The 22,055-nt window shown below is 73.2% G+C and carries 19 protein-coding genes, 4 pseudogenes and 1 riboswitch; of the genes and pseudogenes, 5 read left to right on the top strand and 18 right to left on the bottom strand.

What is annotated here, in order from left to right; genetic code table 11:
* Positions 1 to 135: 135 nt before the first annotated feature.
* The 3 genes from ACIQHQ_RS20185 to proP form a co-directional block, all read right to left on the bottom strand.
* The gene (locus ACIQHQ_RS20185) at positions 136 to 444 is read right to left on the bottom strand and encodes a hypothetical protein (RefSeq protein ID WP_402613255.1); all 309 of its coding nucleotides are present in this window, start codon (positions 442 to 444) and stop codon (positions 136 to 138) included.
* Between the two features lie 6 nt (positions 445 to 450).
* A complete protein-coding gene (locus ACIQHQ_RS20180) occupies positions 451 to 864 on the bottom strand; it encodes an SRPBCC family protein (protein ID WP_402613254.1) in 414 nt (137 codons plus the stop codon).
* 114 nt (positions 865 to 978) lie between these two features.
* Positions 979 to 2,475, bottom strand: coding sequence for a glycine betaine/L-proline transporter ProP (gene proP, locus ACIQHQ_RS20175; RefSeq protein ID WP_402613478.1), 1,497 nt, complete (start codon positions 2,473 to 2,475; stop codon positions 979 to 981).
* Between the two features lie 239 nt (positions 2,476 to 2,714).
* Between proP and ACIQHQ_RS20170 the strand changes: the two genes are divergently transcribed.
* Positions 2,715 to 4,223 (top strand): MFS transporter, encoded by a 1,509-nt coding sequence (locus tag ACIQHQ_RS20170; RefSeq protein WP_402613476.1) that lies wholly within the window; start codon positions 2,715 to 2,717, stop codon positions 4,221 to 4,223.
* Between the two features lie 12 nt (positions 4,224 to 4,235).
* Here the strand turns inward: ACIQHQ_RS20170 and ACIQHQ_RS20165 are convergent, their stop codons facing one another.
* Together ACIQHQ_RS20165 and ACIQHQ_RS20160 are read right to left on the bottom strand one after the other, a co-directional pair.
* Positions 4,236 to 4,970 carry a hypothetical protein gene (locus ACIQHQ_RS20165; RefSeq protein ID WP_402613253.1) on the bottom strand — a complete coding sequence of 245 codons (735 nt, stop codon included), beginning with the start codon at positions 4,968 to 4,970 and terminating at the stop codon, positions 4,236 to 4,238.
* Positions 4,971 to 5,040: 70 nt separating this feature from the next.
* A pseudogene (locus tag ACIQHQ_RS20160) lies at positions 5,041 to 5,789 on the bottom strand (amidohydrolase); the annotation flags it as partial.
* On the opposite strand from ACIQHQ_RS20160, the gene ACIQHQ_RS20155 reads away from it, so the two are divergent.
* Entirely contained in the window at positions 5,776 to 6,069 is a 294-nt protein-coding gene (locus tag ACIQHQ_RS20155) for a hypothetical protein (RefSeq protein WP_402613252.1), read from the top strand. The pseudogene ACIQHQ_RS20160 and the gene ACIQHQ_RS20155 overlap by 14 nt on opposite strands.
* A gap of 5 nt (positions 6,070 to 6,074) precedes the next feature.
* Here ACIQHQ_RS20155 and ACIQHQ_RS20150 read toward each other — a convergent pair whose 3' ends face one another.
* Entirely contained in the window at positions 6,075 to 7,844 is a 1,770-nt protein-coding gene (locus ACIQHQ_RS20150) for an ABC transporter ATP-binding protein (RefSeq protein WP_402613251.1), read from the bottom strand.
* A gap of 384 nt (positions 7,845 to 8,228) precedes the next feature.
* On the opposite strand from ACIQHQ_RS20150, the pseudogene ACIQHQ_RS20145 reads away from it, so the two are divergent.
* A pseudogene (locus tag ACIQHQ_RS20145) lies at positions 8,229 to 8,381 on the top strand (DNA-binding response regulator); the annotation flags it as partial.
* 32 nt (positions 8,382 to 8,413) lie between these two features.
* Here the strand turns inward: ACIQHQ_RS20145 and ACIQHQ_RS20140 are convergent.
* Positions 8,414 to 8,943, bottom strand: a pseudogene (locus ACIQHQ_RS20140) (TetR/AcrR family transcriptional regulator).
* 21 nt (positions 8,944 to 8,964) lie between these two features.
* On the opposite strand from ACIQHQ_RS20140, the pseudogene ACIQHQ_RS20135 reads away from it, so the two are divergent.
* Positions 8,965 to 9,444 (top strand): annotated as a pseudogene (locus ACIQHQ_RS20135) (zinc-binding dehydrogenase); the annotation flags it as partial.
* Here ACIQHQ_RS20135 and ACIQHQ_RS20130 read toward each other — a convergent pair.
* The 4 genes from ACIQHQ_RS20130 to ACIQHQ_RS20115 form a co-directional block, all read right to left on the bottom strand.
* A complete protein-coding gene (locus ACIQHQ_RS20130; protein ID WP_402613250.1) occupies positions 9,439 to 9,771 on the bottom strand; it encodes an STAS domain-containing protein in 333 nt (110 codons plus the stop codon). The pseudogene ACIQHQ_RS20135 and the gene ACIQHQ_RS20130 overlap by 6 nt on opposite strands.
* Positions 9,768 to 11,090 carry a PP2C family protein-serine/threonine phosphatase gene (locus tag ACIQHQ_RS20125; protein WP_402613249.1) on the bottom strand — a complete coding sequence of 441 codons (1,323 nt, stop codon included), beginning with the start codon at positions 11,088 to 11,090 and terminating at the stop codon, positions 9,768 to 9,770. The genes ACIQHQ_RS20130 and ACIQHQ_RS20125 overlap by 4 nt, the downstream gene beginning before the upstream one ends.
* Positions 11,090 to 11,893 carry an alpha/beta fold hydrolase gene (locus tag ACIQHQ_RS20120; protein ID WP_402613474.1) on the bottom strand — a complete coding sequence of 268 codons (804 nt, stop codon included), beginning with the start codon at positions 11,891 to 11,893 and terminating at the stop codon, positions 11,090 to 11,092. Before ACIQHQ_RS20120 ends, ACIQHQ_RS20125 begins: the two co-directional genes overlap by 1 nt.
* Positions 11,894 to 11,966: 73 nt before the next feature.
* Complete coding sequence (locus ACIQHQ_RS20115; protein WP_402613472.1) at positions 11,967 to 12,623, bottom strand: maleylpyruvate isomerase N-terminal domain-containing protein; 657 nt, start codon at positions 12,621 to 12,623, stop codon at positions 11,967 to 11,969.
* A gap of 164 nt (positions 12,624 to 12,787) precedes the next feature.
* Between ACIQHQ_RS20115 and ACIQHQ_RS20110 the strand changes: the two genes are divergently transcribed.
* Positions 12,788 to 13,927: an amidinotransferase gene (locus ACIQHQ_RS20110; RefSeq protein WP_402613248.1), complete on the top strand. Its 1,140-nt coding sequence runs from the start codon at positions 12,788 to 12,790 to the stop codon at positions 13,925 to 13,927.
* Positions 13,928 to 13,991: 64 nt separating this feature from the next.
* Here the strand turns inward: ACIQHQ_RS20110 and ACIQHQ_RS20105 are convergent, their stop codons facing one another.
* The 7 genes from ACIQHQ_RS20105 to ACIQHQ_RS20075 all read right to left on the bottom strand — a co-directional run bounded on the left by ACIQHQ_RS20105 (position 13,992) and on the right by ACIQHQ_RS20075 (position 22,046).
* On the bottom strand, positions 13,992 to 14,846 hold the full coding sequence (locus tag ACIQHQ_RS20105) for an energy-coupling factor ABC transporter ATP-binding protein (protein ID WP_402613247.1): 855 nt from the start codon (positions 14,844 to 14,846) through the stop codon (positions 13,992 to 13,994).
* The gene (gene cbiQ, locus ACIQHQ_RS20100; RefSeq protein ID WP_402613246.1) at positions 14,843 to 15,592 is read right to left on the bottom strand and encodes a cobalt ECF transporter T component CbiQ; all 750 of its coding nucleotides are present in this window, start codon (positions 15,590 to 15,592) and stop codon (positions 14,843 to 14,845) included. Before cbiQ ends, ACIQHQ_RS20105 begins: the two co-directional genes overlap by 4 nt.
* A gap of 6 nt (positions 15,593 to 15,598) precedes the next feature.
* Positions 15,599 to 15,967, bottom strand: coding sequence for an energy-coupling factor ABC transporter substrate-binding protein (locus ACIQHQ_RS20095; RefSeq protein ID WP_402613245.1), 369 nt, complete (start codon positions 15,965 to 15,967; stop codon positions 15,599 to 15,601).
* Positions 15,964 to 16,665 carry an energy-coupling factor ABC transporter permease gene (locus ACIQHQ_RS20090; protein WP_402613244.1) on the bottom strand — a complete coding sequence of 234 codons (702 nt, stop codon included), beginning with the start codon at positions 16,663 to 16,665 and terminating at the stop codon, positions 15,964 to 15,966. Before ACIQHQ_RS20090 ends, ACIQHQ_RS20095 begins: the two co-directional genes overlap by 4 nt.
* A gap of 29 nt (positions 16,666 to 16,694) precedes the next feature.
* Positions 16,695 to 17,041, bottom strand: a riboswitch (cobalamin riboswitch).
* 129 nt (positions 17,042 to 17,170) lie between these two features.
* Positions 17,171 to 18,622 carry a protein kinase gene (locus ACIQHQ_RS20085; RefSeq protein ID WP_402613471.1) on the bottom strand — a complete coding sequence of 484 codons (1,452 nt, stop codon included), beginning with the start codon at positions 18,620 to 18,622 and terminating at the stop codon, positions 17,171 to 17,173.
* Positions 18,623 to 18,864: 242 nt separating this feature from the next.
* On the bottom strand, positions 18,865 to 20,172 hold the full coding sequence (locus ACIQHQ_RS20080) for an MFS transporter (RefSeq protein WP_402613243.1): 1,308 nt from the start codon (positions 20,170 to 20,172) through the stop codon (positions 18,865 to 18,867).
* Positions 20,169 to 22,046 (bottom strand): ABC transporter permease subunit, encoded by a 1,878-nt coding sequence (locus ACIQHQ_RS20075; RefSeq protein ID WP_402613242.1) that lies wholly within the window; start codon positions 22,044 to 22,046, stop codon positions 20,169 to 20,171. Before ACIQHQ_RS20075 ends, ACIQHQ_RS20080 begins: the two co-directional genes overlap by 4 nt.
* Between the last annotated feature and the right edge of the window lie 9 nt (positions 22,047 to 22,055).

The following is a 22,055-nucleotide window of genomic DNA, read 5'->3' as shown; positions in this document are numbered from 1 at the left end:
GGGCAGAAGCCGGCGTGCGGCGGTCGCAGCGCGCCGCGGGTCGTGGGCTCGGCTCGTTCGGCCAGGACCACCAAGGCCGGCACGGTGCACGTCGCGAGATCACGCGCCGTGGGGCGCGGCGGGGCGCGATCGGTCTCACGGGCGGGGACGGGTGCGGTGCCACCGCGGGCGGGCATCGGGGCCCCGGCGTCCCGCCACCGAGGCGCAGCGCGGGCACTGCCGCTGTACCCGGTCGGCCGCGCCGCCCGATTCCGGAAAGGTGTCCGGCCAGTCGACGTGCGGGAAGCGGACCAGTTGGGAGCGGCTGAGGGACAGGCCGCAGACCGTCTCGTTGCGGCCCGGCTCCCATGCGTGCACCTCACCGGAGGGCAGCCGGCGCCGGCCTTCCTCCTCATCGGTCCACTGCCCGGACGCGGCGACGCCGTACCTCTTGACGCGCGCCACGGCGGGTCAGCCGGCCGCGTGGTCGACGTGCAGCCGCACCTGCTCCTCCAGCCGCCGCAGGCTGGTGTCCAGGGCGTCGGCGACGGCCCGCTCGCCAGGGTCGTGGCCGTCGTCGAAGAACGACAGATGCACGGTCACCTCACTGGCGCCGCCATCGATCCCGGCCACCTGGAGCCAGCCCGCGTAGCCGCCCCGGTCGCGGGTCCCCCACTCGAGCCGCATCTGGTCCCGCCGGGCGCGCAGCACGGCCGAGGTGTCCTCGTCGGTGCGGTCCTCGTGCACGGTGACGGCCGGCAGTTCCCCGGCCTCCACGTGCAGGGCCTCCGGCAGCCAGCTGTCCAGCCGGCCGACGTTCGCGGCCTGGTCGAAGACTTGCTCGGCCTGGGCGGGCATCGTGCGGGAACGTTCGTACTCGGTCATCGCCTCACCGGCCTCACCTCGACTGTCGTGGCGCGTACCGCGTTCCCGGCCTGGCCGGGCCCAATCGCGCAACGCCCCGTCCGCGTTCCGTGCGGACGGGGCGTTGCGCGCCGGTCAGAACCGGGGCCGGGGGGACTGCGCCTGGACGAGTTCCCGCGCTTCCGCCTCCGTCTCCACGGACGGCGGGGAGCCCGCCAGGGGCTTGTTCGCGGTCTCCCGCATGCACAGCACGGCGATGACGCCGATGACCGCGGCGCCGGTGGCGTAGTACGCCGGCATGAGGGTCGAGTCGAAGGCGCTGATCAGGGCGGTGATCACCAGCGGTGTGGTGCCGCCGAAGATCGAGGTGGCCAGGTTGTAGGCCACCGAGAGCGACCCGTAGCGCACCTGGGTGGGGAATATCGCCGGGAGCGCCGCCGACATCGTGCCGAGCATCGCCACCAGCGAGAGCCCCATCAACAGCAGGCCCAGGGTGATGAGGACGACGCCGCCCTGCCGGATGAGCAGGAACGACGGCAGGGACAGGAACAGGAACCCGAGCATCCCCGTCATCAGTAGCGGCTTTCGCCCGAAGCGGTCCGAGAGCCGCCCGACCTGGTTGATGAGGCACATCTGCACCACCATCACGACGAGCAGGATCAGCAGCCCGTGGTTGGTGCCGTAGCCCAGCTCGTCGGACAGGTACGTCGGCATGTACGACAGCAGCATGTAGTCGGTGATGTTGTACGCCGCGACCAGCGCCAGGCACAGCAGCAGGGGCCGCCAGTACCGGGTGAAGATCTTGCCGAGGTCGGCCGCCGCCGAGGTCTCCACGGCGTCGGCGGCCTCGCTCGCCCTGGCCTGGCCGCCCTCCAGCTTCTGGAAGGCGGGCGTCTCGTCCAGCTTGAGCCGCAGGTACAGCCCGATGAGGCCGAGCGGGGCAGCGACCAGGAACGGCACGCGCCAGCCCCACGCCAGCATCTGCTCGTCGCTGAGGAGGGTCTGGAGGGCGACGACGAGGCCGGAGGCCCCGACGTACCCGGCGAGGGTGCCGAGCTCCAGGAAGCTGCCGAAGAAGCCGCGCCGCCTGTCGGGCGCGTACTCCGCGATGAACGTCGAGGCGCCCCCGTACTCCCCGCCCGTCGAGAAGCCCTGCACCAGCCGGAAGAAGATCAGCAGCGCCGGGGCCCACAGACCGATCACGGCGTGCGAGGGCACCAGACCGATGGCGAAGGTCCCCACCGCCATCAAGATCATGGTGAGGGAGAGGATGCGCTTGCGGCCGACCTTGTCCCCGAGCGGCCCGAAGACCATCCCCCCGAGAGGGCGCACCAGGAAGGCGACCGCGAAGGTCGCGAAGGAGCCGAGCAGCTGCGCGGTGTCGTTGCCCGAGGGGAAGAAGACCCTCCCGATGGTCGACGCCAGGTAGCTGTATATACCGAAGTCGTACCACTCCATCGCGTTGCCGAGAGCGGCGGCCTTGGTGGCACGCTTGACCGCCGCCTCGTCGGTCACCGTGATGTCGCTGCGACGCAGCTTCGGATTGCGTCGTTTGTCGATCGCCCGGAACAGCACCCGGTGTCGTCTCACAGCCGCGGGATCCACCGACTCGTCGTTGTCGGTCGCCGCCATCGCGTGGTTCCTTTCGCCGTTCGTCTTTCCCCGCAGCAGCACGCCTGCACCGATCTTGCTCACTCAAACGGACCCCTTCGCGTGGCATCCATCCGAACACGCACCGTGATGCGCGGGCGCTCAGGGTGAGAAGCGGGCGCCGCGCCGCCCTGGAGGATCTCCGGCGCGGGGTGTGCCCACGACCCGGCGGGGAACCTGGTTCGCCGGGTGCGTGCCTGGTGAGAGGAGCCCAAGTGACGATGTCGGCGGCGGGTGGCCGGAACCAGGGCGGGCACGAGGACGGCTACGCACCGGACCCGAACCGGTGGCGGGCCCTGTGGGTCACGCTGGTGGCCGGCTTCATGAGCCTGCTGGACGTGTCGATCGTCGCGGTCGCCCTGCCCACCGTCCAGGAACAGCTGCACGCCTCCGCGGCCGAGGTGCAGTGGGTGGTGTCCGGCTACGCCCTCTCCTTCGGCCTCGCCCTCGTCACCGCCGGCCGGCTCGGCGACGCCCTGGACCGGCGCCGCATCTTCCTGCTCGCCCTCAGCGGCTTCGTGCTCTTCAGCGCGGCCTGCGGGGCGGCCCCCAACATCACCTTGCTGGTGGTGGCCCGGCTCGCCCAGGGCCTGGCGGCCGGCTTCATGGCCCCGCAGAACTCCGCGCTCATCCAGCAGATGTTCCGCGGCGGGGAGCGCGGCCGGGCCTTCGGCTTCTTCGGCGCCACCGTCGGCATCTCCTCCGCCGTCGGCCCCCTCACCGGCGGCCTGATCCTCGCCCTGGCCGACAGCGCCCAGGGCTGGCGGTGGATCTTCTACGTCAACGTCCCCATCGGCATCCTCGCGGTGCTGCTCGGCCGCCGCCTGCTGCCCCGCACCCGGCGCTCCGGCCGCGAACACGTCGACCTGCCCGGTGTCCTGCTCCTCGGCCTCGGCGTCCTCGCGCTCATGTACCCGCTGGTCCAGGCGGAGACCGGTGGCCTCACACGGCTGTGGTGGCTGTTCCCGGCCGGCGCCGGGCTTCTGTTCGTCTTCACCCGCTGGCAGCGCCGCCTGCTGAACCGCGGGACCCAGCCGCTGCTCGACCCGCGCCTGTTCACCACCGTGCGCGGCTACGCCGTCGGTGCCGGCGTCGGCACGCTCTACTTCATCGGCTTCAGCGGCGTCTGGCTGGTCTTCGCCCTCTTCTACCAGCACGGCCTGGGCTTCTCCCCGCTCAAGTCGGGTCTCGCGGTCACTCCCTTCGCCCTCGGCTCGGCCCTGGGCGCCGCGGTCTCCGGGCGCCTCGTGGACCGGCTGGGCCGCCTGCTCACCGTCGGCGGGCTCACGGGCGTCATCCTCGGGCTGGGCGGCACCGCGCTGCTGCTGCGCTTCGCGCCCCTCGACGTCGCCCCCTGGATCGCCGCCCCGGTGCTGTTCATCGGCGGTGTCGGCGGCGGCTGCGTGATCTCGCCCAACATCACCATGACGCTGCGCGATGTACCCGTGCACATGGCGGGAGCGGCGGGCGGCGCCCTGCAGACCGGGCAGCGCCTGGGCGCCGCGGTGGGCACCGCCACCCTGCCCGGCCTCTTCTACCTGGTGCTCGCCGACAGGAGCGACGACTACCGCGGTGCCCTCTTCCTCGCGATGGTCGCCGGGCTCGTCGGGATGGCCGCGTCCCTGGCCCTCGCGGCCTACGACTGGCGGCGCGACCGGCGGACGCGGAAGCCGCACCGCGGGTGTCCGGACGATGTCGCCCACAGTCCCGTGCACGCCCGGCAGCCCTGAGCGGCCACACGCTCACGAGGTCTGCGGCCGGGCCTCCCGCGGGGCGGGCGCGTCGTCGTCCAGCTCGCCGCGCAGCGCGCCGAGGGTGAAGGCCGTCATGGATGCCAGGAGCAGCAGCGCGAGCGGCCCCCAGATCGCCGGGATGGCCCACAGCGGCCAGTCGTTGGAGGCCTGCGCCCAGAGCGTCATGATGGCCGTGGCGCCCAGGGCGACGCCGTGCCACCGCACCATCTTCGCCGCCGTCATGTGACGCGCCTCGCCTCGCGCGAAGAGCGGCCACAGCCCACCCGCGAGTGCCGCCAGGCCGAACGAGACGCAGGCCAGCGCACCGCCCAGACGGTCCTCGGGCCATCCCACGGGCCCGTCGGACGTCTGCTGCCGACGGCCCTCGGCGTCCCGGACCTCGACGACCCGGCCGTCCCAGATCACACCGACGACCTTCTCGCCCCGCTCCATCTCGGACATCACGGGCTCGGTGCGCAGGAACGTCACCTCCCACGGCTCGCCGGACGGCGGCACCAGCTCCGCCTCCGGAGAATCGCCCCGCTCCCCGCGGTTCATGTCGGCGCCGCGCACGGTGAACTCCTGCTCCCCCACGCACCCGGACGCCTCGACGGGGACAGCGGCGCACTCCGGCGCGGCGCGGTACTGCCGCTCCCGCTCCAGGGCCCCGCCTACCTCAAGGGCCGACGCCACCCCGATGCCGAGCGCCACGACGGCGAGCAGCACCCACATCACCGACCGCATGGCTCCGTGCCCCGACGACCCCACCGCGCCTCACCCCCTCCGCACGTGGAAACCCCGGAGCATTGGACCACGCCTCAGGCGCGGTGTGGACCCGCCGCCCCTCGACGAAGGTCTTCAGGACCCGGGTGGCGGCGATCTCCTCGGGAGGGCCCGCGAACGGATCGCGGTCCAGGCCGACGAGGTCGGCCAGCTTGCCGACGGTGATGCTGCCGGTGATGTCGTCGAGGTGGTTCGCATGGGCGCTGCCCGCCGTGTACGCGACGATGGCGGTCCCCAGGTCGAGGCGCTGTTCGGGGAAGAACGCGGGCATGCCCTCGGGTGCCTCGGGGGAGACGCGGTTGACGGCGACATGGATGGCCTGGAGCGGTCGGGGCTGCTGACGGGCCGGTCGCTGCCCGCCGCGAGGGTGGCCCCGGCCCGCAGCAGATCCCCGAAGGGATATGCCGTGACCCGCGTTCCGCCCCCAGGAAGGGCAGGGTCAGCTCGTCCATCTGCGGGTCGCGGGCGGCCCACAGCATCTGCAGGTTGGCGCTCGCGCCCAGCGCGCGAAAGCGTGACAGGCCGCCGGGGTGGACGACCTGGAGGTGCGCCAGGTGGTGACGTGTGTCGCGGCGGCCGTTGGCGGTGCGGGCGGACTCCACGGCGCCGAGCGCCTCACGCACGGCGCGGTCGCCGAGCGCGTGGAAGTGGACCTGGAAGCCGTGCGCATCCAGCTCTGACGTACTTCCGCAGCTCGCCCGGCTCGACGAAGCTGATGCCGCTGTGGTCCGAGGCGCAGCCGCAGCCGGTCGGACAGGGATCCAGCATGGCGGCGGTGTGGCCGGCCGACGCCGCACGGCTCTACCTGGCCTTCATCGACACCGTTCTCAGCCACGCCGCCGCCGAGGCGGCGTTCCACGCGCTTCCCCCACAGCGGCGCGAGGCCGACCACAGGTCCTGGCGAGACGTCTACGAGGACCTCGATCCGGCGACGTACCCGTCCCTGACCGTGGTACGCCGGGAGCTGCCCGCGATGGCGGACAGCTCCTTCGAGGAGGCGGTGGACCTCCTGGAGGCCCTGAGGGCGCGGGCCCGTGCCCTCGCCCGGCGGCCGGCGTAGCGGCGCTACGGCACCTCCGCCCGGCCGGGGGTGTCGTCCAGGAAGCCGCCCGACTGGTGCTGCCACAGTTTCGCGTAGGCACCCTCCCTCGCGAGCAACTCCTGATGGGTGCCCTGCTCGACGATCCGGCCGCGGTCGAGGACGACGAGCTGGTCCATGCCGGCGACCGTGCTCAGCCGGTGCGCCACCACCAGCGCGGTCCGCCCATCCATGAGCCGCCACAGCGCCTCCTGGACCAGCAGTTCGCTCTCGGAGTCCAGGGCGCTGGTCGCCTCGTCGAGCAGCAGGATCGGCGCGTCCCGCAGGATCGCCCGGGCAAGGGCGACCCGCTGGCGCTGACCGCCGGACAGCTTGACGCCCCGCTCGCCCACCATGGTGTCGAAGCCGTCCGGCAACGCGTCGGCGAACTCCGTGACATGGGCCGCCTCGGCCGCCCGGCGGATGTCGGCGTCCGTGGCGTCCGGCCGGGCGAAGGCGATGTTGTCCCGCAGGGTGCGGTGGAACATGGCCGGGTCCTGCGGAACGTACGCGATCCGACGGCGCAGGTCCGCCTGGCGCACCCGGCTGATGTCCTGGCCGCCGATCAGGATGCGGCCGCCGTCGATGTCGGTCATCCGCAGCAGCAGCCGGGTGAGGGAGGTCTTGCCGCCGCCGGACCGGCCCACGAGACCGAGTTTCGCCCCGCTCGGCACGGCCAGGTCGAGTCCCTCGAACAGTGGCCGCCCGCCCCGGTGGGCGAAGGTCACCTTCTCGAAGCGGACGTCGGCTGCCCCGGGCCGCAGCGGCTCCGGCGCCGACGGGTCGAGCACGGTCGGCGGGGTCAGGAGCAGTTCGGTGAACTGCGCGGCCTCCGTCATCGAGCTCTCCAGCCGGCGGTAGATCTGGTTGAACTCGAACATGATCCGGGTCGCGTTGTTGTAGTAGGCGAAGGCGACCACGATCGCCTCGACGCCGTGCGCGCCGCCGCCCAGCGTCACGGCGAGCAGCAGGCCCATCGCGTTGGTGAGCACGGACATCGGCGCGACCAGTGTGTCGATGCGCAGATTGCCGTAGTCCCACGACCGCATGGTGAGGCGGCGCGACATCGCGACCCGCGTCCGGTGCTCGGCGGCCTCCCGCTCCTCCGCGGCGAACGCCCGCACCGTGTCCATGTTCATCAGACTGTCGGCGACATGGCCCGACACCCGGGCGATCGCCTCCTCACGCTGGTCGACGAGCGCCTGGCGGCGCCGGATCAGCGGCACGACCAGCACCGCCGTCAGCGTGATCATCACCAGGAGACCGACGACGAGCAGCGGTTCGTAGCGCCACAGCACCACCGCCCCGAACGCCAGCGGCACGAAACTCCCCACGATCTGGAACGTCAGCGTGTCGACGAACTGCTCGAAACGGGAGGCGAAGCTGAGGACCCGCTTGGTCAGCGAACCGGCGAAGTTGTCGTGGAAGAACGCGGCGTCCTTGGCGAACAGTTCGTCCATCCCGATCACGTACAGATGCTCGATGCCCAGGGCGTCGAGACGGTTGAGGCAGTGCAGGGCGATGCGCCACAGCGCCTCCGCCACCAGCAGGACACCGGCGAAGGCGAGCACGTACGGCAGCATCGAGCCGGCCGTGATGTCCCTGTTCCTCGCGATGTCGCCGACGAGCTTGGCGACGATCAGCGGCGCGACGTAGTTGATTCCGATGTTGCCCAGTGCCGAGAGCAGCATCGCGGGTGCCGTCCACCGGCGCAGCCGGGACAACTCCCGTCCGTAGTGACGAAGTGCGAGCAGCACCGAGCGCCTGCCCGGTAAAACCCTGTGTGTTTCCGGCGTTTCCATCCCACCCCTGTGTCGTCCTGTGGCCGCCTGCCACGCCGCGCGTGCGGGCAGGGGCCATCGCCGCAACGGATGTGTGAGGTTTCGGGTCGAGTCCGGAAGTGTCCCGCGATGCCGGCCACGGCGTCCAAGCGTTTTCCGGCCGGGGGGTGGCGTGCGGGTGGCGCCCTGGGGCGTGGCGGGCGGATTCGGGGTGGGACCGTCGCGTGCGCCGGGGAGCGACGCGCAGGCGCCCCCCGCCGGTGGGTCGGACGAGGTCGGAGAGGTCTTCCGGGGTGAGGGTGATCGACCGGGCGGCCATGTTCTCCTCCAGGTGGGTGAGGGAGCCCGTGCGCGCGCTGGGGGTCGGTCGCGACCGACACGGCGGCGGCGAAGGAACTCGGCATGTCCGTGCGGACCCGTCGCCGCCGGGGCGCCGAACTGCTCGACACCCTCGACGCGGGGTCGCGGTTCCAGGCCGGTGTGCGCGCGGGGGAACTCGGCCTCAGCGGCTGACGAACCGGTGGGGGAGTCCGGGGCGGCAGCGGTCAGTCCCCGATCGCGGTGACGATGAGCGCCTGGAGCTGGGCGGCCGTGTGGTCCAGCGGTTGCGTGCTGCGCTTGGCGCGGCACATGGCCACGGTTCCCTCGACCGCCGCGACGATCAGCGTCGCGAGCTGGGCCGCCTGCGCGGGTTCGGCGCCGTGCTCCCGCAGCGAGCCGGCCAGCAGGCCCTCCCACTCCTCGAACACCTCGGCGGCCGCCGCCAGGACGGTGGGCGTCTCGTCGGCAGGGGGTTCCTCGATGGAGACGGCGAGGACCGGGCAGCCCGCCCGGAAGTCGCTGTCCACCACGATCCCGCGCCACAGGGCGAGGAAGGCCCGCAGCCCGGCGACCGGCCCCGCCTCGAGCTCCTCGCGCAGGCCACGGGCGGCCCACGCACCGGTGAAGCGCACCGCCTCGGTGGCCAGTTGCTGCTTCCCTCGGGGAAGTAGTGGTACGTCGAGCCCAGTGGCGCCCGGGCGTGCTTGGCCGTCTCGCGGATGCTCGTCGCGTTCAGACCGCGTCGGCTGATCATGTCGGCCGCACCGGCCACGATCCGATCGGCCTCCACGTGTGCGACATCGCTCGCGCGCTCGGCGCCTCCGACGTGCTCTACGTCGACCCCGACCCGGAGCACCGCGCCCTCGCCCGCGGCTTCGGCGCCACCACCGCCGAGACCCTGCAACCCCTGCCGCGGAGCTACGACATCGCCGTCGAGGCGACGGGCCGCGTCGACCGGCTCGCCCTCGCGCTGAGGTGCCTGACTCCCGAGGGCATCTGCGAGAGCGCGGGCAACCACTTCCGGCCCGGCGAGCTGCCCCTGCTCGACATGTACCTCACCGGCGTCACCCTGCGCGCCGCCCGCGACAGCGTACGGGTCCACCTCCCCGACGCCGTCGCGCTCGCCGCCTCCGGCGCCGTCGCACCCGGAAAGGTCGTCTCCCACGTCATCGACTGGGAGGACCTGCCGGCCGCGCTGCCGGAGAAGCACCTCAAACCGGTGTTCGTCCGGGCCGCCGGACAGGACGAGTCATGACACGACGCTGGAGTCCGGGCGCAGAGTGAAGACCTGATCGAGACCGACCAGGGTGAGGACGCGCAGCAGGTTCGACGGTACGGCCGCCAGGACGACGTCGGCGCCGGCGGCCAGGGCGTGCTGCCGGGCGGCGAGAAGTGCGGTGATGCCCGAGGAGTCGCAGAACTCGAGTCCGGCCAGGTCCAGGACGAGACACTGCCCCGGTGCCAGGGAGAGCCGGCCGAGACTGCCGCGGAGTTCGGGGGCCTGGTCGTAGTCCAGGTCGCCGGTCACGTACAGAACGGGGCCGGTCGCGGTGGCGCGCTGTCTGACGGTAAGAGGCTTCATGAGGTGTGACCCGTCCCCGGGCCCATGGGGGAAGGTGCGGCGGGAACGCCGAGGGCGAGCAGGGCGGTGTCGTCGTCGAGACCGTCGCCGAAGCTCTCGAGCAGCCCGGTGAGGGCGGTGATCGCCTCGTGCGGTGCGGCGGGAGCCTGGTCGGCGGCGAAGGCGTGCAGGGCGTCCTCGCCGTACAGGTCGTCGCGGCCGGCGCCGATGCGGGCCTCGGTGAGGCCGTCGGTGTACAGCACGACCGTGTCGCCGGGGGCGAGGACGGTCTCGGCGGTGCCGATGGGGGCGCCGGGGACGACGCCGATGAGCAGCCCGCCGGGGGTGGGCAGGAACTCGGCGCTGCCGTCGGACCGCAGCACGAGCGCCGGCGGGTGGCCGCCGGAGGCCAGACGCACGGTCGTCGGCCCGTGCTCGCCGCCCGGCTCGATGACCCCGAAGATGCAGGTGCAGTACCGGGGGTCGCCGTCGGCGGTGTAGCGCTCGTGCAGGACGGCGTTCAGCGTGGTCAGCGCCGAGGACGGATCCGGGTCGTGGTGGGCCGCGGCGCGCAGGGTGTAGCGGGTCAGCGAGGTCAGGGAGGCGGCCTCGGGGCCCTTGCCGCACACGTCGCCGAGGAAGAAGGCCCACCGGTCGCCGGCGACGGGGAACAGGTCGTAGAAGTCGCCGCCGAGCTGATCCGGCGCGGCGGTGTGGTAGTGGACGGCCGTCTCCACGCCCGGCACGGCGGGCAGCGAGTCCGGCACCAGGGAGCGCTGCAGGACGGCGAGCGCCTCGGCCAGCCTGGCCCGGTCGGCCTCGGCCTGCCGCCGGGCCTCGTCCGCCTCGGCGCGGGCCCGCTCGGCCTCCTGCCGGCGGTGCAGGAGTTCCTTCTCGTAGGCGCGGCGGTCCGAGGCGTCGAAGACGGTGATCCGGATCAGCAGGGGCTCGCCCTCGGTCCCGTACTTGATCACGGCGGAGACCAGCACCGGCAGCCGGCCGCCGTCGCCGCGCCGCAGCTCCAGGGCGATCCCTCGCAGCTCACCCTGCATGCGCAGCAGCGGGGCGAAGTGCGTCTCGTGGTACAGCTTCCCGCCGACGGTGAGCAGGTCCGCGAAACGCTTGCGGCCCGCCACGGCCTCACGGTCCAGACCGAGCCAGTCCAGCAGGGTGCCGTTGATCTTGGCGATGGTGCCGTCCATCAACGTGGACAGGTAGCCGCACGGCGCGGACTCGTACAGGTCCTCCACGCTGTCCTCCAGCAGCGCTGTGAAGGCCGCGTCCGTGCTCGCCCCGCCCCCCGTTCCGGCGGGCTCCGGCACGCCGCCCAAACGGCACATCACTTCAGGGACTCCAGGAAGCCGAGGATCGCCTCGGCGGTGGCCTCGGGGGCGCTGAGCTGCGGGCAGTGCCCGGTGGCGGCGAGCGTGACCAGGCGGGAGTCGGGGATCGCCGCGTGCACGTAGGCGCCGACCTCGCGCGGCGCGATGGCGTCCTGCTCACACTCCAGCACGAGCGTCGGCACGGACACACCCTTCAGGTCCTCACGGCTGTCGGTGAGGAACGTCGTGCGGGCGAAGACGCGGGCGATGTCGGGGTCGGTGGCGCAGAAGCTGTTGGTCAGTTCCCGGCCCAGCTCCGGCCGCTCCGGGTTGCCCATGATCACCGGTGCCATCACCGACGACCAGCCCAGGTAGTTCGCCTCCAGGGAGCCGAGCAGCTCGTCGATGTCCTCGGTGCTGAAGCCGCCGCGGTAGCCCTCGTCGTCGATGTAGCAGGGCGAGGGGGTCACCATCACGAGCGCCCCGATCCGCTCCGGCGCGGCCCGCGCCGCCAGCACCCCCACCATGGCACTCACCGAGTGCCCCACGAACACCGCCTGCCGCAGGTCCAGCTCCTCGCAGACGTCGACGACGTCGGAGGCGTAGCCATGGAGCGAGGAGTACCGCTCCTCGCTCCAGGCCGCGAGGTCCGAGCCGCCGGAACCGACGTAGTCGAACAGCACCACCCGGTAGCGCTCGGCAAGCACCGGCACCACCAGCCGCCACATGTTCTGGTCGCAGCCGAACCCGTGTGCCAGGAGCAGCACCGGCGCGTCGTCGCGGCCGATGACGTTGACGTTGTTCCTGCTGCGGATGTCCATACCGACCATGCTCCCACCTCGGCCGGAGCGGTACGACGGCGGGCTCGTGAGCAGGCTCTTCGCTGCGGCGAAGCTAGCCCAGGTACAGCGGTACCTTCGAGGCCAGCGGGCCGAGCCCGGCCTGCTCGGCCTCGGTAGGCGTCCTCCTGCCGGTGCCGATCATCAGCGCGTCCACGTCGTGGAAGGCGGCCGGGAACGGGCTCCCCACGATCTGCTCCAGCATCTCCCGGGACCGGGCGAGCCCCTCCGTCGGCGGCTGCTCAGCGCCCGGGAGGTGGGCGATCAGGTCGAGGTGGTGCAGCGTCCACTCCATGACGTACGTGGCGAGGAAGTCGCCCACGGTCAGGATCTCCTCACGGGTGCCGACCCGGCATGCCGGGTCGGCGAGCAGGGCGGCGCGGCCGGCGGCGGAACCGACGTCGTCCAGATGGAACTTCAGCAGACGCGGATCCTCGTACGCGGCGGCCAGCCGGACGGTCAGCGCGTCGAGCGGGTCGTCACCGGCCGGCGGGGTCCGGGAGATCTCCCAGTACGTCAGCGCGTCACGGGTCGGTTCCCGGTCGGACGGGGTGGCCAGGGTGATGAGGACGTCCTGGGCGTCGACGATCAGATGGCACACCAGGTCGCGCACCAGCCAGCCCGTGCAGCCGGAGGGCCGCCCGAAGTCCTCGTCGGACAGGTCGTCAACCGCCGCGCGCAGTGCCGTCCATGAACGTGAGAAGAGATCCACCTCGGCACCGTAGTGCGGTGCGGCGAGCGTGGACAAGCGCATTCCGGGCACCTGGACCGATACCGGGAGCGTTGCGACCGTCGACGCGCGCGACCCCGGTGGTCACGTTGAGTGATCGGCGGTTGCGGTGCAGCACACAGCTTGCGATCCAAAAGGTGGTGAGCATGACCGTCCTGCAGAACCCCGAAGTACCGCCCGCGGCCGGTGACGGCGCGGAACGGCTCGTGTCGCCGGTCGGTTCCCACACCGAGTGGGATCCGCTGGAGGAGATCATCGTCGGACGCCTGGAGGGCGCGACGATCCCCTCCGACCACGCGGTGGTGACCTGCAACGTGCCGCCGTGGGCAGGGCGGCTGCAGGGGCTCGCGGCCGGTTTCCGGTATCCGCGGCTGCTCCTCGAGCAGGCGCAGCAGGAGATCGACGCCTTCGTCGCCCTGCTGGAGTCCCTCGGCGTCACGGTCAGGCGGCCGGAGGCGGTCGACCACCGGCGCCGCTTCGGCACCCCCGACTGGACCTCGCGCGGCTTCTGCAACACCTGCCCGCGCGACAGCATGCTCGTGATCGGCGACGAGATCATCGAGACGCCGATGGCGTGGCCGTGCCGGTACTTCGAGACGCACTCCTACCGGCCGGTCCTCAAGGACTACTTCCGGCGCGGCGCGCGCTGGACGGCGGCACCCAAGCCACAGCTCACCGACGAGCTCTTCGACCCGGACTTCCGCGTCCCCGGACCGGACGAGCCCATGCGGTACATCCTCACCGAGTTCGAGCCAGTCTTCGACGCCGCGGACTTCGTCAGGGCGGGACGGGACCTGTTCGTCACCCGCAGCAACGTCACGAACGCGATGGGCATCGACTGGCTGCGCCGCCACCTCGGCCAGGGGTACCGCATCCACGAGATCGAGAGCCGCTGCCGCACACCCATGCACATCGACACGACGTTCGTCCTGCTCGCACCCGGGAAGGTGCTGATCAACCCCGAGTACATCGACGCGGACCGCCTGCCGGACGTCCTCGGCTCCTGGGACGTCCTCGTCGCTCCCGAACCCGACCCGATCGACGAGCGGCTGCTCAAACTCACCTCCATGTGCGGCAAGTGGCTCAGCATGAACGTGCTCATGCTCGACGAGAAGCGGGTGATAGCGGAGCGGCACCACACCGGGATGCTGCGCGCGCTGGAGAAGTGGGGCTTCGAGCCGATCCCGTGCGACCTGCTGCACTATGCCCCCTTCGGCGGTTCGTTCCACTGCGCGACCCTCGACGTCCGGCGCCGCGGCTCGCTCCAGTCCTACTTCGAGGACTGACCGGGCTGCTCCGACGGCCGGAGGCAGGCAGGGCCGAGGGCGACACGGCCACGGGGGGTGCCCCTCACCCTCCCGGGGCTCCGAGCCGCGCTGTCGTGAGAGCGGCGAGTTCGTCCGGTGTGCGCGGTCCCGGTTCCGTGTCGGCCAACAGCCCCTGGACGCGCAGAAGCTCAGCCGTCGCGGCCCCCCAGGGCAGGCGTAGTCCCGCTTCCCGCAGGAGGTCGGTGCGGGCCAGTGCCGTGGCAGCGGGGCCGGTACGGACGCCGGACGGGGTCAGGAGTGCCGCGTCGTCGGCCCAGCGCAGGGCCAGGTCGACGTCGTGCGTGGCCATCACGACCGTGGTGCCGGCGGCACGGAGCCCCTCGAGGGTCGTGAGGAGCCGTTCCTGCCCGTCGGGGTCGAGTCCGGCCGTCGGCTCGTCGAGGACGAGGACGCGGGGCCGCATGGCGACCGCGCCCGCGATGGCGGTGCGTTTGCGCTGCCCGTAGGAGAGGAGATGGGTGGGCCGGTCGGCCAGGGCCGTGATGTCCAGGGCGGCGAGCGCCTCCGCCACCCGCGCCCGCACCTGTGGGTCGTCCAGGCCGAGGTTCAGCGGCCCGAACGACACGTCCTGCTCGACGGAGGCCGCGAACAGCTGGTCGTCCGGGTCCTGCACCACCAGCTGCACGGTCGTCCGCAGCCGGGTCAGGCCCTCGCGGTCGTACGACACCGGCCGGCCCTCGACCGTCAGCACGCCCTCGTGGGGCCGCAGCCCGCCGGAGAGCAGCCGCATCAGCGTGGTCTTGCCGCTGCCGTTGCGGCCGAGCAGGGCGAGCGCGCGCCCTTCGCGGATCTCGAAGTCGAGGCCGCTGAGCACGGCCGGACCGTCCTCGTAGGCGAAGGACGCGCCCCGCAGGGCGACGAGAGCGGGCTCGCTCATGTCAGCGGCCTTTCCAGTACGAGGGTGAGGACGACCAGCGCCACGAGCAGCACGCAACTGGCCGCCGTGAAACGGACGGACACCCGGGCCTCGGGCACCAGGACGCGCAAGGTGCCGTCGTAGCCGCGCCCGGCGAGCCCGGCCTGGAGACGGGTGGCCCGGTCGAAGGCCCGGACGAACGCGGTGGCGCCGAGCCCGGCCAGGGAACGCCACTCCGCGCTCCGGCTGGTGTGCCCGAGCCGGGCCGCCTGGGCCTCCCGGATGCGACGCACGGAGTCCAGCAGCAGGAAGCTCATCCGGTACGTCACCAGTGCGACGTCGACGACCGGCGCGGGAATCCCGGCCCGTACCAGGCGGGGCAGCAGGTCGGACATGGGGGTGGTGAAGGCGAACAGCAGCACGCCCAGCGAGGCCGCCGAGGTGCGCAGCAGCAATTCCCCGGCCCGCAGCGGCCCGTCGGCGGCGAGGGAGACGAAGCCGCCCGGGCCGCCCACCTGGACGAGCAGCGTGACCGCGCCGGTCACACAGAAGCCCAGTGGCACCCGGTAGGCCCGCCACAGCCGCCGCCCGGGCACACCGGCCGGTCCCAGCAGCACCACCAGGGCGGTCAGCAGCACCAGGGCCGCGCCCGGCCAGGGCGGCAGGGAGATCGCGAGCACGGTCAGGCCGAGCCCGAGCACGGCCTTGTCCACGGGATGGCGGCGGCGCCAGCGACTGCTGTGCGCCGCCGCGTCGATCGGCAGCACCCGGGCTCAGTCCCGTTCCGCGGCGGACTTCTCCGCGGCGCCGGCGACCGCGCTGCCGGCCTCCCGCTCCAGCACCCGCCGCTCGCCCTGCCGACGTCCGCGGCGCAGGCCGAAGTAGTAGGCGAGGACCCCGGCGCCGAGAGCCGCCTGGAGGGCGAACAGAGCCGACTCGATCTCGCCGGACGGCGGCTCGTACAGCGGTGAGAACCACGGCTCGTAATCCGGCTTCAGCTCGGTGATCGCCGTCTCGGCCTCGGCGTCGGCTCCCGTGAACGGCTCCTTCTTGTGGTCGCCCAGGCCGAGCGCCAGGGGCAGCACGGCGAGCGCGGCCACGGCGAACAGCAGCACCAGGTTGATCTTCGTGTTCTTGCTCATCGGGTCACCGCCTCGGTCTCGGTCCGGGTCTGCTTCTTGGCCAGGAGCACGCCCAGCCGGGTCAGTTCGCCCTTGCTGGACTGCACCAGCAGCCGCATCACGAGCACGGTCAGCAGGCCTTCGCTGACCGCGAGCGGGATCTGGGTGACGGCGAAGATGGAACCGAACTTGCCGAGCGCGCCGAGGAATCCGCTGCCCGGGTCGGGAAACGCGAGAGCCAGCTGCACGCTGGTGACGCAATAGGTGGACAGGTCGGCGACGAACGCGCCGGAGAACACGGCCACCATCAGCGGCGCGTTGGAGCGCCGCAGCAGTGCGTAGACGGCGTAGCCGGCCCAGGGGCCGACGATCGCCATCGAGAAGACGTTGGCGCCGAGCGTGGTGAGGCCGCCGTGCGCGAGCAGCAGCGCCTGGAAGAGCAGGGTGATGGTGCCCAGCACCGCCATGACGGGCGGCCGGAACAGGATGGCTCCGAGGCCCGTGCCGGTGGGGTGTGAGCAACTGCCGGTGACGGACGGCAGCTTCAGGGCGGACAGGACGAAGGTGAAGGCGCCGGACGCACCGAGGAGCAGGGTGCTCTCGGGGTGCTCGCGCACTTCACGGGTGAGCGACCGGACCCCGTGGACGACGAACGGCGCCGACGCGACGCCCCAGGCGACCGCGTGCGCCGGAGGAAGGAAACCCTCGGCAATGTGCATGGCTCAGCAGACCCTCTCCAGCACCTCGTGGATGGTTGACGCGCCTTGGCCGGTCTCCTGGCTGACGGGTACCACCGCCCGAACTCCGCCTTCCCGGGGCTAGGGCCCTGGCGTCACATTCCCGTCGTCCGCCCGAAGGGCGGGCCGTACGGCGTCCGGCGTGCGCTCGCAAGGCGCCGGAGCGCCCATGGGGGCGCTCCGGCAACGCGGCGAGCGTGCGTGCCAGGCGTCGCGCGGCAGACGGGAATGTGGCACCAGGGCCCGAGGACCCAGTGGCTGCCCGTGAGGGCCGGAGCCGGACTTCCCGATTCACAGTGGCGAGGGCCGCACCGGCATCACACCGGATTTCCCGTTCACCAAGGCCTGGTGACAATAAGGCCGGGGTAAGGGCGATGACAAGCCACCCCTGGGGGCGCGCGAGGGGGCGCCCGCTCGCACACCGGCGCATCCCCCCGCTGATCCACGCGCTGCGGGAAGGGCCCCGTCACACGATGTCCGGGCCGCGTCAGTCGTCGCCCCCGTCGTCTCCGCCGTCGTCGCCCTCCCCGTCTGCCCCGGCGGGGCGCGGCTTCTCCGGCTTGGCCTGCTCCGGGCCGCCGTCACCCGCCTCCCCGGCGGGAGCCGGGGTGCCGGACGCGGGCGCGGGAAGGGTCGGGGAGGCGATCGGAGTGGACGGAGTGACATCGGCCACGGTGCCGATGCCCGGCGTGCCGGCGGCTGCCGGGCCGGCGCCCGGGGCGGAGGAGACAGACGTGGTGGAGACGGAGGCCGGCGTGGCAGCGGGGCTGCTCGCGGACGGCGACGCGTCGGGTTCCGTGCCCTCCGCGGTGGTGTCGGGCGAGAACCAGCGCATGCCGAGGAGCATCGCGGCGAGGAAGAGTGCCGCGGCGGCGGCCGTCGCGGCCACCCGGGAGCGGTTGCCGGGGCCGCCCCGCCCGGATGAGCGCCCCGAACGACCCGCCTGGGCCGCCCGGGCCGCGGTGCGGTGTCCCGTGGTCGCGGGCAGTGCGTACGTGGTCGGACTGCTGGTCTCGGCGGCATACGGGCTCGGCACAGCGGCGTACGGCTCCGGCCCGGCGGACGGCGTCGCGGACGCGGTCTTCGGCCGCAGCGACGCGGAAACCTCCGGCAGCGGCTCGGGCAGGCCCCGCCAGGCACCCCCGGTGAACCACTCGGCGGCCTGCTGGGCGGTGGGCCGGTCCTCGGGCTGCTTGGCGAGCATACCGAGGAGGTAGTTCTCGAACGCCGGCGGCAGTTCGCACACTCCGAGTTCGCGAGGCGGCACGGGGGCCGAGTCGAGATGCTGGTGGAGCAGGGCGACGGCGGTGTCGGCCTGGAACGGCGGGCGGCCGCTGAGGAGCTGGTAGAGCACGCAGCCCAGGGAGTACATGTCGGAGGCGGGCCCCGCGGGCTTGCCCAGGGCCCGTTCGGGCGCGAGGTAGAGACCGGTGCCGACGATCTGGCCGGTGGCGGTCAGCGCGGCGCCGGGGTCGTCGAGGAACCGCGCGATGCCGAAGTCGCCGATCTTCAACGTGCCGTGGGCGTCGAGCAGCAGATTGGCGGGTTTGACGTCCCGGTGCACGATGCCCTGCCCGTGCGCGGCGGCGAGTCCCGCGGCCGCCTGCGCGGCGAGACGGGCCACCCGCTCGGCGGGCAGCGCACCGGAGCCGTTCAGCACTCCGGCGAGACTGTCGCCCTCGACCAGCTCCATCACCAGGTACAGCCGGTTGTCGAACTCGCCGAAGTCCAGCACGCCCACCACGTTGGGGTGGTTGAGGCGCCCGGCGGTCTGAGCCTCCAGACGGAACCGGGAGGTTGCCGTGGCGTCGGTGTCCTGGGGCAGCAGCAGCTTGACGGCCACCGCTCTGGCGAGCGTCTCGTCGTACGCATGCCAGACCTCGCCCATTCCACCGCGCCCGATCTCAACATCCAGCCGGTAGCGGCCCGCTAGCAGCACTCGTCCTCGTCTCATGCGTGTGGGAAGGTCATCGCCGCAGGCCGAACTCCCCGCTTCCGCACGGGGAGTTGGTGGGGGGTGCCGCAGCCGACCCAGGATACTGGCGCGGCACGGCCCCTGATCTCCACAGCGGTGTCCCCGGACGGTGCGGTCCGGAAAACCCCGAGCGGGGAGAGTGCCCTCCGCGACGACACTCCCGCGCGCCGGGCGCCGGGGCGCGCCGGGCACCTTCCGGCGCCCTGTCAGGCCGCCGTGCCCGCCCCCTCCGCCCGGCGCGGCAGCAGGGCCACCGCCAGGGCGGGGACGGCCGCGAGGACGAGCCACGGCACGGCGGCCGGCAGGCCCAGGTCGAGCAGGGAGCCCGTGGCCGCGCTGCCGACGAGGACGATCAAGCCGGAGACCGAGGACAGCGCACCCATGTAGAGGCCGAGCCGGCCCTCCTCGGCCAGGTCGGGCACCCAGGCGCGGGCGGCGGGCACGACCAGCATCTGCCCCACAGTGAGCAAGATCACGAAGCCCGCGGCCGGCAGCAGCCCGGCGACGCCCGTCCAGCCCGCGGGCCGCACCACGGCCACCACCGCGAAACCGGCCGCGATCAGCAGCAGCCCCGCGGTCATGGAGCGGCGCAGATCGAGCCGGTCGCCCGCCCAGCGCGTCACCGGCAGCTGGGTGAAGACCACCAGCACGGAGGACAGCGCGAAGAGCCAGGACAGGGGCGCCTGGGACCCCGTCGCGCGCTGCACCTCGTCCGGCAGGGCCAGATACAGCTGGTTGTAGGCGAGCAGATAGGTGCCGTACGCGCAGCACAGGGCGAGGAAGCGGCGGTTGCGCAGCAGGACGCGGGCGCCGCCCCGCCCCCGGACGCGGACCCGGCCGGGGATGTGCTGCGGCATCAGCCACAGGTGCCCGGCGAGGACGAGCACGAACACCGCGGCACCGGCGAGGCACGCCGTACGGAAGTCGACGGCGAGCAGCAGCGCGCCGAGCAGCGGCCCGACGAAGGCCCCGGCCTGGCCCGCCACGCTGAACAGGGCGAGGACCCCGGTGCGCGGGCCGTGCCCGTCCTCCTCCCAGACCACCGCCTGGCGGGCCACCTCGGACTCCACGGCGGGGGAGAACAGCGCGGCGGCGAAGCCGATCACCAGCACCGCCCCGATCACGGCCCCGGCGGCCTGCGCGTACCCGAGCCAGGCGAACCCGGCGACGCGCAGCACACAGCCCGCCAGCACCACCGGCCGCACCCCGAACCGGTCGACGAGCCAGCCGCCGACCACGAACAGGCCCTGCTGGCTGAAGGTGCGCAGCCCGAGCACGAACCCGACCAGCCAGCCCGCCATGCCGATCGCGGTGCCGAGGTGCTCGGCGAGGAACGGCAGGACGGCGTAGAAGCCGATGTTGAAGGCGAGCTGGGTGAGGATCAGCAGCCGCAGCAGCGGCGACAGTTCCCCGCAGAGCCGCCAGGCGCTCTCGCGCGGTACACGGGGCGCCTCCTTGCCGGAGGACGCGCGGGCGGTCTTGCGAGCCAGCACCCGGGAGATGAGATCCGTCATCGTTCTTCTGTCAGTGAGGCGGACACGGGGGTCAGGCGCGCGTCGGGGCGGTCCGGCCGCCGCTGCGGGGCGGAGGTACCCCGATCCTCGGGCGGTACGGCCGGGGCCGTGGGCCGGGTGCGCCGCCTGGGCCGTCGCAGGCCTCCGGCGGCCGTCACCGCGAGCGCCCCGAGCAGGGCGAGCACGGCGGCGGGGAAGAGGACGGCCCACGGGGCGCGCTCGGCGTACGGCTGGTTCTCGGCGAGCAGCAGGCCCCACTCGGGGGACGGCGGCTGGGCACCCAGCCCGAGGAAACCGAGCGCGGCGAGGCTCAGGGCGATGCCCGGCAGCCGGAGCAGGGCGTGCCGGGCGACCGGGGGCAGGACGGCGGGCAGCAGTTCGTGCCGGAGCAGGTACCAGGGGCCCGCGCCCAGGGCCCGGGTGGCCGTCAGATGGACGGTCGCCCGCTCCTGCCGCAGCAGGGAGGAGGTGTGCGCGGCCAGCGGGGACCAGGCCACGACGGCCACGGCCAGCGCGGGCGTCCAGGGCCCGCTGCCCGCGATGCCGGTGACGAGGAGGCCGGCCAGCACCGGCGGCAGCGCGCTGAGGGTGTCGACCAGCGGTCCGGACAGCCTCGGCAACAGGCCCAGCAGGAGCCCCGCGACGAGGGCTGCGGCGCTCACCGTGAGGGCGAGGCCGAGGGTGGTCAGCGCCCCGTGGGAGATCCGGGCGAGGACGTCCCGGCCGAGGGCGTCCGTCCCGAAGGGGTGCGTCACGGAAGGGGCTTGCAGCCGGGCGAGCGTGTCCAGGGCGAGCGGGTCGCGGGGCAGCCCGAAGCCGATGACGCCCGCCAGCAGTCCGCCGTAGAGCAGCGGGAGGGCGCGGGGCGCGGGCGGCCGGGGCCGGTGCAGGGACTGCAGGGCGCCGTCGCGCAGCGCCGGCCCGATGAGCAGCCGGGCGGCGAGCCGCGCGAGGACCCCGGCGGTGGCCGCGACCAGTACGAGGGCGAGCGCGCCGGTCTGCAGGACGGGCAGGTCCTGGGCGAGCGCGGCGTGCAGGGTGAGCCGGCCCAGGCCCGGGATGTCGAAGATCTGCTCGATGGTGACCGATCCGCCGGTCAGGCCGACGACGAACAGCGCCAGGTTGGGCAGCAGTCCGGGCACGCAGCGGCGCACCGCCTGCCGCGCCACGGACCTGTGCGGAACACCGCGTGCCGCGGCCGCCATGGCCCAGGGTTCTGCGAACGCGCCGGGCAGCAGGTCGTCGAGCATCCGGCCCAGGACCGCCCCGGCGGGCAGGCCGAGGGCGAGGCAGGGCAGCACCATCCACTGCGGTCCGTACCAGCCCAGCGCGGGCAGCCAGCCCAGTTGCACGCCGATCACCGAGACCAGCACCGAGGCGACGAGGAACTCGGGCAGCGCGGCCAGCACGGCTGTCACCGTCCCGCCGGGACGGCGCGCCCCGAGCCGGCCGCCCGCGCCCAGCCGGAGCGTACGGGCGCAGACGGCGACCGCCGTGCCCGCGGCGACCACCAGGGCCCCGGCCATCAGCAGCAGCGATACGCCGAGCGCCGGCGCCACGTCCGGCAGCACCTGACTGCCGGACACCCAGGACGTGCCCGCGTCCCCGTGCAGCAGCCCGGCCAGCCAGCGGCCGAGCAGCGGCAAGGGGCCGTCGTCGAGGCCCAGTTGGTCCCGGATGGCGCGCAGGGTCTCGGGAGTGGGATCGCGGTCCGCCGACCGCGCCCTGAGCACGGTCAGCGCGGGGTCGGTACGGGACAGCCACGGCAGCAGGCCGATCCCGCACACCAGGGCGGCCACGAGCACGGCCCGCCACAACAGCGTCGGGGTGCCGCTGCGGGCCAGTGCGCGCAGCCCCGCGGCGGCACTCTTCATCGGGGGCGG

Source organism: Streptomyces sp. NPDC092370 (genome assembly GCF_044755265.1).
Classification (GTDB): Bacteria; Actinomycetota; Actinomycetes; order Streptomycetales; family Streptomycetaceae; genus Streptomyces.
Note: the sequence above shows the minus strand (reverse complement) of the source record. Positions and strands in the feature narration are given on the sequence as shown.

What these genes read in the sequence shown, in the direction of transcription:
- ACIQHQ_RS20090 (WP_402613244.1), bottom strand. Translation starts at nt 16,665, where the DNA reads ATGCACATTGCCGAGGGTTTCCTTCCTCCGGCGCACGCGGTCGCCTGG.
- proP (WP_402613478.1), bottom strand. Translation starts at nt 2,475, where the DNA reads ATGGCGGCGACCGACAACGACGAGTCGGTGGATCCCGCGGCTGTGAGA.
- ACIQHQ_RS20080 (WP_402613243.1), bottom strand. Translation starts at nt 20,172, where the DNA reads ATGACGGATCTCATCTCCCGGGTGCTGGCTCGCAAGACCGCCCGCGCG.
- ACIQHQ_RS20120 (WP_402613474.1), bottom strand. Translation starts at nt 11,893, where the DNA reads ATGGACATCCGCAGCAGGAACAACGTCAACGTCATCGGCCGCGACGAC.
- ACIQHQ_RS20075 (WP_402613242.1), bottom strand. Translation starts at nt 22,046, where the DNA reads ATGAAGAGTGCCGCCGCGGGGCTGCGCGCACTGGCCCGCAGCGGCACC.
- ACIQHQ_RS20180 (WP_402613254.1), bottom strand. Translation starts at nt 864, where the DNA reads ATGACCGAGTACGAACGTTCCCGCACGATGCCCGCCCAGGCCGAGCAA.
- ACIQHQ_RS20170 (WP_402613476.1), top strand. Translation starts at nt 2,715, where the DNA reads ATGTCGGCGGCGGGTGGCCGGAACCAGGGCGGGCACGAGGACGGCTAC.
- ACIQHQ_RS20125 (WP_402613249.1), bottom strand. Translation starts at nt 11,090, where the DNA reads ATGTGCCGTTTGGGCGGCGTGCCGGAGCCCGCCGGAACGGGGGGCGGG.
- ACIQHQ_RS20110 (WP_402613248.1), top strand. Translation starts at nt 12,788, where the DNA reads ATGACCGTCCTGCAGAACCCCGAAGTACCGCCCGCGGCCGGTGACGGC.
- ACIQHQ_RS20155 (WP_402613252.1), top strand. Translation starts at nt 5,776, where the DNA reads ATGGCGGCGGTGTGGCCGGCCGACGCCGCACGGCTCTACCTGGCCTTC.
- ACIQHQ_RS20130 (WP_402613250.1), bottom strand. Translation starts at nt 9,771, where the DNA reads ATGAAGCCTCTTACCGTCAGACAGCGCGCCACCGCGACCGGCCCCGTT.
- ACIQHQ_RS20105 (WP_402613247.1), bottom strand. Translation starts at nt 14,846, where the DNA reads ATGAGCGAGCCCGCTCTCGTCGCCCTGCGGGGCGCGTCCTTCGCCTAC.
- ACIQHQ_RS20095 (WP_402613245.1), bottom strand. Translation starts at nt 15,967, where the DNA reads ATGAGCAAGAACACGAAGATCAACCTGGTGCTGCTGTTCGCCGTGGCC.
- ACIQHQ_RS20165 (WP_402613253.1), bottom strand. Translation starts at nt 4,970, where the DNA reads ATGCGGTCGGTGATGTGGGTGCTGCTCGCCGTCGTGGCGCTCGGCATC.